Here is a 13,993-nt window from a genome sequence, read left to right on the forward strand (position 1 = left end):
CATGCCGATTTTTTCACGGACTTTATTAATATCAGTTTCTTTACTATTCAAGTCATGTCCATCAATATTGATATTGCCATCTGTCGGTTCTTCTAAATGGTTTAGCATTCTCAAAAAGGTACTCTTCCCTGATCCAGAAGGCCCAATGATAACAACAACTTGATTACGTTTAACATCTAAATCAACGCCTTTAATGACATGATTATCACCGTAACTTTTTTGCAAGTCACGAACTTTAATAATATTTTCCGTTTGTTTAGTCATTATTTACTCAACCTTCTTTCTACATATTGAGAAGCCCATGTTAATAACGTAATAATCACTAAGTAAATTAGTGCAATAATTGCCCAAACTTTGAATCCTTCAAGGTTTCTAGCAATAATAATCTTACCTGTTTGAGTCAGTTCAACTAGTCCGATAATTGATAAGATTGAGGTATCTTTCAATGTGATAATAAATTGGTTAATAAATGATGGAATAATTAATTTAATTCCTTGTGGTAGAACAACTCGTCTCATGGCTTTACTAAATGGTAACCCAAGTGAACGCGCAGCTTCCATTTGTCCATTATCAACAGACTTAATCCCACCTGCAATAAAGGCTGCGGTATAAGCCCCCTCATTGAACATTAAGGTAATAATTCCGGCCACAACAGCTGGAATTCTAACACCCGTTAAACTTGGAATACCTGTATAAATAAACAATGCTAATACTAACAGTGGTAATCCACGGAAAATGTAAATTACAGTAGTTGAAATGCCATTCAATATTTTACTTGGAACAACACCCATTAATCCGAAAATGACACCAAAAATTGTGGCAAAGAAAATCGCCATCACGGTTAGGATTAGTGTTTGTTTTAGTCCTTCCATCAAAGAAGAACCATTAACTTTTAGTAGACCACTCCAGCTACTTTCGTCACTCTTTTGTTGGCGTTGATTATTCATGGCTTCTTCTCCAACATACCGAGCAATAATTTTATCATATGTACCATTTTGTTTTAGTTTTTCAAGACCTTGATTAAAAGCATTTAATAGGTCTTGATTTTGGCCTTTTTTAACTGAGAATCCATAAGGATCGTTAGATAATGTATCGGATGCAATTTGAAGTGCTGTTCCTTGGTTGATTGCGTAAGAAACAACTGACATATCTTCAAAAACACCTGCTGAGTTGCCAGTGATTACATCTTGATACATTGAGTTACTATCGTCAAAATTAACGATTTGATAACCGTATTTATCTGCATTCTCAGTGGCATATTTAGCACCAGATGTCCCAGTCTTAACAGCAACACGCTTGCCTTTAACATCTTCAATTGACTTAACATCGCTACCTTTAGCAGAAGCAAAAATAATACCACTGTGGTAATAAGGTGTACTAAAATCCATCTTGTTTTTACGTTCATTAGTGATTGTTGTTCCAGCAATCATACCGTCAACTTGACCAGTATCAAGAGCTTGAACAGCCGCGCTAAACCCAAGTGGTAATATTTTGACTTCAAATCCTTCTTCTTCGGCAATAGCTTTCATCAAGTCAATATCAATTCCCACGTATTGACCATTTGTACTGTTTGAAAATTCAAACGGCGGAAAAGTAACGTCTGTACCAATTTGGTAAACTTTCTTTTCTGTCGCATTTACTGATGTTTGCTGTGGCGTTACAAGTGCAATTGATATTACTGATACAATCGCTGCAAGTATTGCTACGATGCTTTTTTTCATAAAAATCCCTCTCACCTTTTCCATTATATTTCCTAATATACCATAAAAAAGTCATCTTATGTTAATCAAATAACAGATAGACCAATTTCGTCACTATAAAAAATGCTAATCAATTATTCCTCATTAAATGTTATAACAAACCTTTTCTAAAAAAAATCATTTATGTCAGAAAAGCTAACATGATCAACTAAAAAAAAGCAAAACCCAATCAATTTAGGTTTTGCTTTTTGAAGTAATTAGTTAGCTAAGTTAGCGTATTGTGCATCAATCCATTGATCAGTACCGACACAGTACCAAACACGACCGTCAGCTGTGGTTTGTTTAGCAAAGATTTGCCATTGTGAATCGTGTGGCAAGTAACGGCCATCAATTGTTGAAGAAGCTGGTTTGTCCCAGATTGCAATTGAAGCATTTGGATAATTAATTGTTACAGTACCACTAATTGGTGTCACATTTTGTTGTGATGAATTAGTATTAGCATTCAAATTCACACCTTGTGAATTTATCCAAGCTAGTGGTGTTTGACCATCTGATACTAGGTAGTAAGTTTGGTTATTGTAAGTTGCTTTTTTGACAACAGCATTCACATTTTGCAGATTTTGACTTAAACCACCTTCAACCATACCTTCAGCCATTAAGTAGTAAATCTTGTAGTTAGACTTAACTGTTGCTGATTGGTTAACATCGCTCATGGTATATTGACTAGCCATTGGTGTTGAATTGTTAGTATTTGTGCTAAAAGATACGGCTGCTTCAGGAACCCATGCAAGTGGTGATTGTCCATCTGATACCAAGTAATAAGTTTGGTTGTTGTAGTTTACTTTTGCAGTCACTTCTTTAGCCACATTTGCAAAAGATGAAGTACTTCCAGCATCAACAAAACTATCCATCAAATAATAAGCATTTTGATTGCCTTTTAGTGTGATGTTTTGCGGTGTAATTTGAGAAACTGTAGGTTTTTGAGGTTTTGGTTGGTTGGCTGTCGTGTTGAAATTAACGCCTGACTCAGCAACCCATGCAAGTGGTGATTGTCCATCTGACACTAAATAGTATGTTGTTGAGTCAATTTGCGCTTTTTTGACAACACTTTTAGCTGACGTAATAGATTGTGTTAGCATCCCTGAATCCACTAATCCTGAATCCATCATGTAGTAAGTTTTGTAATTACTATTCAATGAAGCAGCTTGGTTAACATCTGAGTATACTGGTTTAGTATTTTGAGGTTGTTGTGGGGTTGGGTTAGCTTTTTGAGAAACAGCATCTGCTGGCACCCAAACAACTGGTGATCCTGCACTATCAGCTAGTAGATAATAAGTCTTGTTAGCATACGTTGCTTTTTGAATGACTTGAGTTACACTGAATTCTTGGCTCTTTTGACCAGAATCACTAAAGCCATTACTTCCTAAGTAATAAGCTGGTTGATTAGCTCCAACTTGAATATTAGTCATGCTGTAATTGCTGATTGCCGGTTTTGCTGGTTCTGGTGCAGGTGTATTACCTTGTAACGTCACACCACTTTCACTAATCCAAGCTATTGGTGTTGAACCATTACCTACTAGGTAATAAGTTTGACCTTCTAATGTGGCTTTTTGTAATACACGGTTGATCCCTGTTAATTGACTTGAATTACCCGCATTAGAAAAGCCATTACCTGTTAAGTAGTAAGTATTGTAACCACCTTTAATTGACGCATTGCTTGTAAAGTCAGCTACAACTGGCTTCGGTTTTGCTTTAAGAGACACACCTTTACTATTAATCCAAGCTAGTGGGCTGCCTTGACTATTAGATAGCAAGTAATAAGTTTGGCCGTTATAAGTTGCTTGTTGTGTGATTTGTGAAATATCACTTAATGAATTTGAGTATCCTGCATCACCAAAGCCTGTTCCTGTTAGATAGTAAACAGGTTGATTACCATTAACCGTTACTGGACTATTAAAGTTTGAAACTTCAGGTTTCACAATTGAAACGTTATTTGCATTTACCCAGCCATAGTTTTGGCCATTTAGAGTTGCCAAGTAGTAAGTCTTACCTGATTTTGTAATAGCTTTAGTTGTCAACGTTAAAGTCGCTTGACTAGTTGCTGAGTTACTTGATTTGTAACCTTCGTCTGTGTATTGGTAGATTGGTTGACCCGCATTAATTGTAGCCAATGAGCTAGTGCTGCTTTGAGAAGTAATTGGATCTTGATTCTTAATATATTCAACTAAGTCGGCGTCTTTAATCCATGAAAAAGGAACATTGCTACTGTTTTTTAGTAAAGAGTAAGTTTCACCGTTGTATGTTGCTTTGGTATTAGTTGAATAAATTTGACCATTAGCTAAACTTGAAGCTGATGACGATTGATTAAATTTATTATCTGAACCTAAGGTGTATAAGTAGCCTGATGTTCCTGATTTAACTGTATATTGTTTTTCAGTCGCACCATATTGTGACACTGTATTAGAAGGGGTTGGGGTTGGGGTTGGGGTTGGGGTTGGTGATTGTGATGATGTATTACCCCCTAGAGCTTGATATTTTTGGTTAACTAGGTCAATAAATTGATCCATGCTATAACCATAGCTGTTAAAGTAAGCTACAGGGTCAGTGTGGTTTGTTCCTCCTAAGAATTTAGAAACAGCATTATGTGACCAAACTGTTCCAGCACCGTCATATTCAGCGCTATCTACAGGCAAGTTGTAAGTCTTAAGTAAGCTTGCTACATAGTAAGCATCATTATTGACAGAACGTGCAAATCCGTCAAATGTCTTTTCACGAACCAATTCAACTTGAATATATCGTTTATTAGCAACTGGGCCAGCTCCCCAAACGCTACGACTTGGATTGTGGATTTGAATAACTTGGGACTTATCTACAAAAGCATGAACATAAGCACCAATATCGTCCCAGTTATTCTTCATGTACGTTACTTCATTATAAATTGTTGAAGTTGGGTTAGCAGTTTCGTGAATGACAACCCCTTCTGGACGACCATAACGATACGTGCCATCAGAAGTAAAGGTAGAAGCAGAAATATTGACTGCTGGGTTGGCAAATCCTTTAGTTTTAATATAGTCATTCACTTGAGACGTTGCAGCTTGCACAACGTGTGATTGATTATCAGATTGTTGATTAGTTGAATTATTTTGAATAGCTAAAGTCAAAGTCAGTGCTAAAGATGACGCACTCACTAATTTAAGCATTTTTTTGTTAGTTGATTTCATTTAAAGATGTTTCCTCCATCATGAGCTGTTTACAAATTAGTCTCGATATTAATAAATTAACATTTAACCCGCCGATACTCAATACAGTTGGGGGGTTTGTAATACAATTGAAAACTAACAGCTAATTATTCGTTAGTTGTCGTCTTAATTCTTGCTTCAATCGTTGTAAATGTTTGGTTGAAATATTTTCTTTCTTAGCTAAATCCACCATTGTATATCCCGAATCAAAAATTGCAATAAGTCGTTTTTTATCTTGGATTGAAAAAGATAATTGATTAATTATTTCACTAATATCAAACGAGTTGTTATCTTGAAATAGTTCCCACTGTTCGTCTGTTGTGATAACCTCAACACTTTGCCTCATTTGCTTTCTCAGTTGATCCAGTGCTTGCCATTTGATTTTTTGAAAAGCGAGCTGATTAATCTTAGTCATCTCTTCTTGCGGTGCATATTTGTGGTAAACGTTAGCGTAATTAATGATGCCGTCTTGTACAAAATCTTGATAATCCATTCTGTAGTGATAAATTCCGGCAGCTTTAATCGCCCCGTGTATCACGCGACTATTAATTAATGCTTGGTTAAATGCCTGTTCCATATTGTGACCTCTTCGTCTAAAAGTTGCCACAAGCGCTTGTGGTAGTCTTAGAATATAAGAATCACACTGGTACTTCCTCCGCTTGTCTAACCAAGCTAACCCCGCAAGGCATCAACATTAGGCTAATCATTCAATACCTGGGTTCTTCAGCCATCAACCCTTTTCACTACTACCCAGCGGGCAAAATTACCACAAATAAAGTTTTGACTTCAGCCGATAATCAATTAACTGTAACCATTCACGCTCTTCAATAATTAGGTCATATTCTTTTTTGAGTAGTTGATAAGCGATTTTAAGTGCCTCCTCTTTCATAAGGGTACAAAAAAAGACTGTTTTTTCCGTACTTCTTGGAAATAACAGTCGATAATGACGCAAAATATAGTCATCGTTAAAGGCTAAGGAGCGTTTAACGAAGTTGTCTTTTGGTGCAAATAATAACCCACGCTCATCCAAAAACAGTCGCAGAATCTGATGGGCAAACGCTGACATGGAAACCGATTCATTCACGAATTTATGAACCACAGCAAATAAACCCTGGAAGCGAAAGTCTAGCCCAACAAGTGACTTAAATAAGATCAAACGCTGATTATCACTCATATCTAAAATATGGTGTAACCCGACCCAATCCGTCACTTGCTTAGCATATCCCTTCAATGAAAAAAACGTATAAGTGCCACAACAAAATGTATGTAAGTGTGACGCTTTAAAGTAGCGCCTTAAATAACGGTCATGTAAGAAGTTCAAAGTGCCTGACTTTACAAAATCATTCATTAATTGTCTAGTTGATGCTTTAACCCCGATAACCCCATGATCCAAATCAAAAATAATTGTTTTCACTCCTGAAAATATAGGCGCATCAAAGAATGAGTACATGGCTATCACTTTTTCTGATAACACATGACTATCTTTAAACTCAATTTGTTGTTTTGCTTCCTCCGTTTGCAAAAACTCGTGTGAGATGATTTTTCCTTTAAAAAATTCTAATGCTGGATGCGACTTAATTCTCATTATACTCTCCTTATATTATAATAACTTAAGATTAGCATAATATACAGTTAATGCGTACTATTATTTTTAAACAAACAAAAAACCTCTCTTGTGAGAGGTTTTTTTGTTTGTTTAGTTATATCTATTGTAGTTACTTAATTGTACGTATTGACCGTCAATCCATTGATTTAATCCAACTTGATAGTAAGTCTTACCATCTGAATGTGCTTCACCTAAGATGCGCCATTCTGTCCCATGCTTTAAGAAATTATCAGTTGGTTTTTGGTCTTGATCCCACACACGAATACTGTAACCAGGAATGTAGTTAATCTTTGCGACACCTGCTACAGAGATTGGGTTAGTAAAACGACCAGTTTGGAATTTAAGTGTTGTTGTCCAAAAATCATCACCACCGCCATTTTTTGAAACGTGGTAATAAGTTGTTTGACCAACTTTTGCACTTTCAGTTAGGAGGTATGAATCATTAGCAGAGCTGCCATTACCTTGAATTGGTTCAAACCTATTGTTACGTAGTTGGAACATTGGATTGCTTTGTTGAACCCAAACAGGTTGGCCATCTTCCTTAGTAATTTGCACACTACTTTGGTTTGAATTACCGCCAAAATATAAACCTGCTTCGTCAATCCAAGCAAGTCCTGTATGACCATCTTTTGATACTAAGTAGTAGTTCTTACCGTTTTGAGTGGCTTGTTTGATTACTTGAACAGAACCTGTAAAACTATCACTCTTGCCTGCACTAGTTAGTGCTAGTGAGCTGTTATTGCCTGTTAGGTAGAAGGCATTGCCACCATTCACAACAGTTGCTGTTTTGGATACATTAGTTAATGAAATATTAGCAGTTGTGTTGTTTGATGTTGGTGGTGTTGTTTGGTTGTCGCTCACTGCTTCACTTGATACCCAAGCAAATGGGGTTTGGCCATCTGTTGAAAGTAGTGAATAATTCTTATTACCTTGAGTTGCAGTTTGCATTACTTTGAATTGTGAGTCCTTAATATCTGATGTGTTACCAAAACGTGAAAAACCACTTGATAGTAAGTAGTAAGTGTTGTAATCAGGTGCAACTTTAACTGATTTAGGTGTGATAGCTTGAGTTGTGACTTTAGCGTTATCAGTTGTATTTGATGTTGTGCTGTCTGATTTAATGTCTGAAGTTTGTACCCATGCAAATGGTGTCTTACCATCTTGTGATAATAAGCTGTATTGAGTTGATCCCTTTGTGGCTGTCTTAATCACAGTCATTGATGATGGTGATTTTTCACCAGCTTCAACAAAGCCATTTGGCATTAAGTAGTAAGTCTTGGCACTAGCGTTAACTGTCACCTTGTGACCTGAAGCATCTTGAGTTGTGATTTTGTTATCTGTCGGTTGTTGTGTATTTGCATTAGTAGCTTTGACATCTGAACTTTGTACCCAAGCAACTGGTGTCTTGCCATCAGTTGCTAGTAAGCTGTAGCTGATACCGTCTTTGCTTGCGTTTTTGATTACTGTCATTGATGCTGATAATTTTTCGCCTGCATTCACAAAGCCATTGTTCATTAAGTAATAATTCTTAGCACCTGTATTAACAGACACTTTTTGTGGCGTTACATCTTGTGTAGTTAGTGAGTTACTTTGATTACTTGTATGAATATCAAGTTCTATTTGACCAATCCAGCCTAATTCTTTTTGGCCATCGGTTGCTAAGAAGAAAATACTGTGATCTTTAACTGCTTGCTTAGTAATTGTAACAGTCTTATTACTCAAAGAACTTGTATTGATTGAAGGACTAAATAAGTTATCTTTTAAGGCCATCATGTCGAAGTTATCTTTGATTGTGACAGTTCTAGGTGTTAAGTCAGTAATTTTAACTGGTTGTTTGTTGTAGAAATCTTCAACTACTTTATAGCCATCAATAACACCTGATTGATCAATCCAACCCAATTCTTTTTGACCATCTGATAATAAGTAGTAAGTACGATTACCTTGTGTAGCTTTTTGGATTGCTTTGACATTCTTTTCACTAAAATTATTGGTATTGCTTGATAAGCTAAATGTATTGCCATTTAAACTATACATATTGTAGTTATCTTGCATACGCATATCTTTAGCTTCAATTGTTGTCTTATTCACAGGGTTTTCGGGTGCTTGACTCACTTGGTCTTTATCTAAAGTTAAGTCAGAAGCTTTAATCCAAACACCATTTGTACTTGATAGATAGTAAACTGCGCCCTGTGTCGTTGTTGCTTTAGTTGTTAGTTGAATATGTTGACTTGTCAACTGTTTACTTGCACTGAATGTATTATCTGAACCCAATTGATAGCCTGAAACATTGCTATTCAACTGTGCACCTTTACTGAATGGTGCAAAGCTTTGGGCTTTGTCAGTTGTAGGTTGTGTATTTTGATTACTATTCGTTGGCCCTTGGCTGATGTTTGAAGTCACATCTTTGTCACTGACCCATAGATTATTCGTTAGACGGTAGTAGACACTGTTGTCTGGTAAAACAACCTTTTGGTTGATTGAGAAAACTTGACCTGCTGTTGCAGTATTAGACTTCGTCTTTACGCCTGTGTAAGTGTTGTATAAGTTAGCTGTTGTCTTAGTTTGGACTTGCCCTGTTACCGCAGTCACTTGTGGATCAAAACGCGTTAAGTTATAAGTTTCAATCACACGATTTAAGTTTGTATTATAAGTAGGAGAAGTTGCATAACGACCTGTTAGCCACTTAGTTGAATCTTGGTAACTTGTTGTGTTTTCAATCCATGTACCATTATAGAAATTAGAGTTAGTTGTTAACCCATTACGAAGCTTATCTCCATTATCACCAAATGATGCGCCAAAGTCAGGGTATTTACGGAATGGTGCTTGAATTTGGATATATTTACCTGCATTGTAATCCCATTCACTTGTTGGCATCATAACAGATTGACCTTGATAGGCGCCTTTAATCCCAAACAGGTTATAATTAGGTGCTTGTCCAAGGGCTGATGTTCCCCATGCACTTTCAAGAATTGATTGTGCCATCATAACAGATGGATAAACACCATAATTCATTGCTTGTGCTTGAGCATAAGGTGCGATTCTTTCGATAAATTGACCGTTATCATTAGTTGCAGCTTGTACAGTATTACCTGAAGCTTGTTGTGACAACAAATGTGACGCTGGCAACGCTGACACAGACAGAACTGTTGCAGCAGCTAACGTGGTTGTTAGAAACTTTTTACTCATTATAGTTACTCTCCTCTTTATAATCATCTTATTATCTCAATCGTACCAACTTTAGACTTGCTAAACAAGGTCAAGCCCCGACTTGTAACCAAAATGTTATATTTGAAGACACAAAAAAAGACAATCTCAATTGAGATTGTCTTTTAATATCTAATTAGGTATTAATTAGAATTGAGCGTATGTGTCTTCAATCCATTGTGCATCTGTACCGATACGGTAGTATGTGTGGTTTCCGACAGTTTTCTTAGCCCAAACTTTGAATGATTCACCATGAGCAACTGATTGTTGTTGCATGTTAGCTTGACCATCACGTAAGAATACACGGTATCCTGGTACGTAGTTGATTGTCAATGTGCTTTCAAATGGTGTTTCTTTGTTTGAATCTGTGTTTGTGTTGTTATCGTTGTTGTTTGTTTGTGGTGCGTTGTTTGCGTTTGCGTCAAAGTATTTGCTTTGTACCCATTGGTTGCTGTTAGCTTTGTTGATACGTGTGTAAGATACGCCATCTACAGTTTTTGTATCAAATGTTTTAACAGTTGTACCGTGTTGTACGAAGTCACTTGTAGCGTTAACTGCATTGTCAGTAGCTGACCAAACCATAACACCGTAACCAGGTACGAAGTTAACAACTTTATCTACACCAGCATTGTTTACTGATAGCACGTTAACTTTACGGTTAACTGAAGTTGTTTTACCTTGTGAGTTTGTTACTGAGTAAGTTACTGTGTATGAACCTGGTACATTTGTGTTAACTGGGTTTGAAACTGTCCAGTAACCGCTCATAATTTCAGGAGCACTGTTATTTGTGTTATCAAAAGATTTAACACCATCGTAAGCGTTGAATTTTTGACCTTGAATAAGTGTAATATCTGATGGATTCAATGTAGCTTTTGATGAATCTGTATTGTTATCAAAAGTAAATCCAGGTAGTGAAGTATCAGCATTTTGTGTTGATGCTGAGAAGTTAACTAGCAATTGGATGTTTGCTGATTTGTTGTTAATAGGGCTGTAAACAGTTACAGGAATATAATTTACACCTTTTAAACCAGATACTAAACCATCACTATCAACTTTACCACCGATTGATTTAATACCGTTAGCAATGTCATCTTTTGTAATTATTGCGTTGTCAGTATTCACACCGGTACCGTAGTTGAATTGTACTTTATTGTTGTTAACATCAGAATCTGTGTTCAAGGCTTTGGCAATTTGTGATGTCTTAGCAGAAGATCCCGCTTGAACTACACCATTTGCGTTTACACTGTAACCTTTAGTTTCTGTATCAGCTGAGTCAACCTTTTTCAAAGTAACGATTGAACCGTTTGATGCAGTTGTACCATTAACTGAGAAGAAAGGTGTTGCTGAAATATCATTGTTGTATACAACAACATTACGCGTTACTTGGTAAGTAATGTTTGCATTACTTGTTGTCTCATTTGCAGTATCACTTACTGGACTGACAGGAGTACCATTTAATGATACTTCTCTAGGAACTTTATAGCTAGGGTTTGAAGTTGTACCTGTATTGATAGCAGGAATTGTGAATGTCAATGTTTGTTTCAATTGAGTATTTTGTAAAAAGTTTCCTGTATCTGAACTAATTACGGTAGATGGAACTGCACTGTTATCTTGTTTTGTAAGTTGAGCTTTTGTTCCCGATGCTTTAATTGCATTTCCTGAATCATCTTTAACAATTAAATCTTTAACAGCTTGATAACCTAAGTTAAAGTTGTATGAATTGTCACCAACTTTTGCTGAGGCTGTATCAAAGGTAAGATTAACTTTTTCAGCTGAATTAGTTGTAGCTCCTGTGAAGTTAATTGTGATGTTTTTTGTACCCACAACATTTTTATTGGCAGTGTCATAAGCAGTAACTGTAAAGTTCACTGGGTATGATGCACCATTTTTAGTTTTGTTGGCTACATTTTGTGATAAGTCATCACCTGACATACCATCAACTTGTGATAAACGATATTCTACAGATGTATCATTTGTAATAGTTGTATAAGCAGGTAACAATTTACCTAAAAAGTCATTATTTGCTACTTGATCTTTCAAATCTGAATAGCCTGTTTTAGCAGATTGATTCATAGAACCATTTGTGTTTTTCAATGCAGCTGAAACTTTGTCTGCTGATGAAAGTGTTACTGATGAGTTCATACTGTTTAGAGCTGCTGTAGTAGCATTTTTTGTGTCATCAGATGTTGCAGCTGCAACTGTATTTCCTTGAGAAGATGATACTGTTTGTGCAGCCATTGGTGCAACTGCTAGTAAAGCAGCAGCTGTCACACCAAAGTATTTGATTGATGATTTTTTCATAATTGTGGTGTCCTCCTTTAGATTGTTAAGTTACGAAGCCTTAGCTAGACGGCTTAACATATTGGGTAAACCCATAATGTACATTAACCCTTACTTACGAATCAGGCGGTCTATAAATCCACCTGGGTAGTCATCCGTCATGAAAAGATCACGCATGCTGTACAGGTTGAATTAAGTCTATCTAGTTAGGTCATTCGCATAACCACATGAACATTGTAACAAAATATTATAATAATGCAAAGGCTTTTTGGTTGGTCACAAAATAGATAATCGTTGATTTAAAGGGAAATAAACGCTCTTTCTATGCTTGTTAACAGTTCTATTACTCAACTGTAAAATAATTGAAACATAACTGTAAACTAAAAAAGCATCCCTCATCACAAAGGATACTTTCTCAGCTAAGTTAATTGAAAGAATAGTTCAAGCAACACCCTAATTTTTTGCAGCAGCAAATACATCAGATACAGTTCGACGAATATAGCGAGCAGCTTGTGGTGATTGATACGCATCGACTCCTTTTTTGTCAATCAAGTGACTAGTTACAATTTGGTTCATGGCTTGTTGCACGAGTTCAGCGGATAAGTCTTGTTTGGTATGTTCCAGATTTAGTTGACGTGTTTTCTTTTCAGCGTCTTTGAATTCGAGTTGTAAAGTTAAAGTTTCATTAGTCATTAGTTTTGTCCTCCATTATCAGTTTGAATCATTTGGCGTGTCACTAGTACGGCTTTTTGCATCACATCTCCTGCAGTGAGGGATTCAATCGCTTGGCCAAATGTCTTAATGTCAGTTGACGTTGCAGATTCTCGAATATCACTGAAGCGACGGGTATGAATGCCGCCCTTGTAGGCCTTGTTTTCTTCATTTGAATAAGTTAGTTCTAAGTTAGCACTGATGAAATCTCTTGTATCGGTCATAATATTGTTCTCCTCTATTGTTTATATAAGTGTGTAAGTTCTTTTGAGCTAGCTTCAAATTGCTTACATCTTTAGTAACGTTTGAAATCGAGTAAACTGGACAAGTCATCTTGTTTTTTTTGATAATTACCGATAATATAGAAACTTGAAGTTTCAGTTTTACTTTTACCTTACGGAGGATACAGATGAAAAAGTCGATTTTTTCGGTGGTGATAGCAGTTGCTAGTGTAATGGCTATTGGTCTAGCAGTCATGCTATTTGCTAATGGTTCACTTAACGCTAATGCTGAACAAAACCACTATAATCTCGTTTTCAATTTAGCCCAAGATGCCGCTAAAAAAGGAAACTATCAAAGTGCTAAACAGCAATTCAATGAAGCCAGCACCATTTATGATGACAAAGGGGTTGCCAAGACCTACCAGAATCAAGCCCAACTATTAAGTACAGCCGTGAATTATTTCAAAAACTCTGATTTAGTCACAGCAAAAGACTACTTCAACCAAGCACAAACGCTTGAACACGGCAATGCTATGATGAGTGAAACAGCCAGTGATTGGGTTAGTACGATTGACAACGCCCTTACCACCATTCAGTCTGACTACAACCCAAAACTAAATAATCTGCGTCAACTCTTCAATGAAAGCCACTATCAAGAAGTCATTGACCAAACTAATCGCTTGTTAACTGATGAACAATTATCAAAACCTGCTTTTGGTGATATCAAAGCCAAGTTTGAGTCTCTTGCAAAATCTGCAAAAGATAAGCAAGAAGCTGACAAAGCTAAATTCAAGACTCAACAAAAGGTCACTGCTTCTAATCAACCTACCCCACAACCCACAACAGAATTAACTAATCTCTCAGCTATCCAAGAACTCATTCAAGCTCGTAAACGGTTAACGGCTCTTGGAATTGATGAAAAAGAATTTTCTGATGAACAATTACAAAAGTTGCATCGTTTTTCTATTGCAAATCACCATAGTTCTATTACAATGGAAGATGTAGAAGAATTCCTTGGTGAATCACACTAAG

General features: G+C 36.4%; 10 protein-coding genes. 1 reads left to right on the forward strand and 9 read right to left on the reverse strand.

Features of this window, described 5'->3' with window-relative positions; genetic code table 11:
• The 9 genes from FC86_RS00195 to FC86_RS00235 form a co-directional block, all read right to left on the reverse strand.
• Nucleotides 1-264: ATP-binding cassette domain-containing protein (locus tag FC86_RS00195; RefSeq protein WP_156403303.1), on the reverse strand; the 264-nt coding region annotated here is incomplete at its 3' end.
• Nucleotides 264-1,721: an ABC transporter substrate-binding protein/permease gene (locus FC86_RS00200; protein ID WP_156403304.1), complete on the reverse strand. Its 1,458-nt coding sequence runs from the start codon at nt 1,719-1,721 to the stop codon at nt 264-266. The genes FC86_RS00200 and FC86_RS00195, both read right to left, overlap by 1 nt.
• 236 nt (nt 1,722-1,957) lie before the next feature.
• The gene (locus FC86_RS00205) at nt 1,958-4,921 is read right to left on the reverse strand and encodes a peptidoglycan recognition protein family protein (protein WP_056974018.1); all 2,964 of its coding nucleotides are present in this window, start codon (nt 4,919-4,921) and stop codon (nt 1,958-1,960) included.
• Between the two features lie 121 nt (nt 4,922-5,042).
• Nucleotides 5,043-5,516: a sigma-70 RNA polymerase sigma factor region 4 domain-containing protein gene (locus FC86_RS00210; protein ID WP_056974019.1), complete on the reverse strand. Its 474-nt coding sequence runs from the start codon at nt 5,514-5,516 to the stop codon at nt 5,043-5,045.
• A 186-nt stretch (nt 5,517-5,702) separates the two neighbouring features.
• The gene (locus tag FC86_RS00215) at nt 5,703-6,524 is read right to left on the reverse strand and encodes a type 2 periplasmic-binding domain-containing protein (RefSeq protein WP_056974020.1); all 822 of its coding nucleotides are present in this window, start codon (nt 6,522-6,524) and stop codon (nt 5,703-5,705) included.
• Between the two features lie 111 nt (nt 6,525-6,635).
• On the reverse strand, nt 6,636-9,731 hold the full coding sequence (locus tag FC86_RS00220) for a glucosaminidase domain-containing protein (RefSeq protein ID WP_056974021.1): 3,096 nt from the start codon (nt 9,729-9,731) through the stop codon (nt 6,636-6,638).
• A 165-nt stretch (nt 9,732-9,896) separates the two neighbouring features.
• Nucleotides 9,897-12,050, reverse strand: a complete 2,154-nt coding sequence (locus FC86_RS00225) for an immunoglobulin-like domain-containing protein (protein WP_056974022.1) — start codon at nt 12,048-12,050, stop codon at nt 9,897-9,899.
• Between the two features lie 432 nt (nt 12,051-12,482).
• Nucleotides 12,483-12,722, reverse strand: a complete 240-nt coding sequence (locus FC86_RS00230) for a DUF2922 domain-containing protein (protein WP_056974023.1) — start codon at nt 12,720-12,722, stop codon at nt 12,483-12,485.
• Nucleotides 12,722-12,964, reverse strand: a complete 243-nt coding sequence (locus FC86_RS00235; RefSeq protein ID WP_056974024.1) for a DUF1659 domain-containing protein — start codon at nt 12,962-12,964, stop codon at nt 12,722-12,724. Before FC86_RS00235 ends, FC86_RS00230 begins: the two co-directional genes overlap by 1 nt.
• Nucleotides 12,965-13,149: 185 nt before the next feature.
• On the opposite strand from FC86_RS00235, the gene FC86_RS00240 reads away from it, so the two are divergent.
• A complete protein-coding gene (locus FC86_RS00240; protein ID WP_056974025.1) occupies nt 13,150-13,992 on the forward strand; it encodes an outer membrane protein assembly factor BamD in 843 nt (280 codons plus the stop codon).
• Nucleotide 13,993: the final 1 nt, after the last annotated feature.

The organism is Holzapfeliella floricola DSM 23037 = JCM 16512, from assembly GCF_001436605.1.
Lineage (GTDB): Bacteria > Bacillota > Bacilli > Lactobacillales > Lactobacillaceae > Holzapfeliella > Holzapfeliella floricola.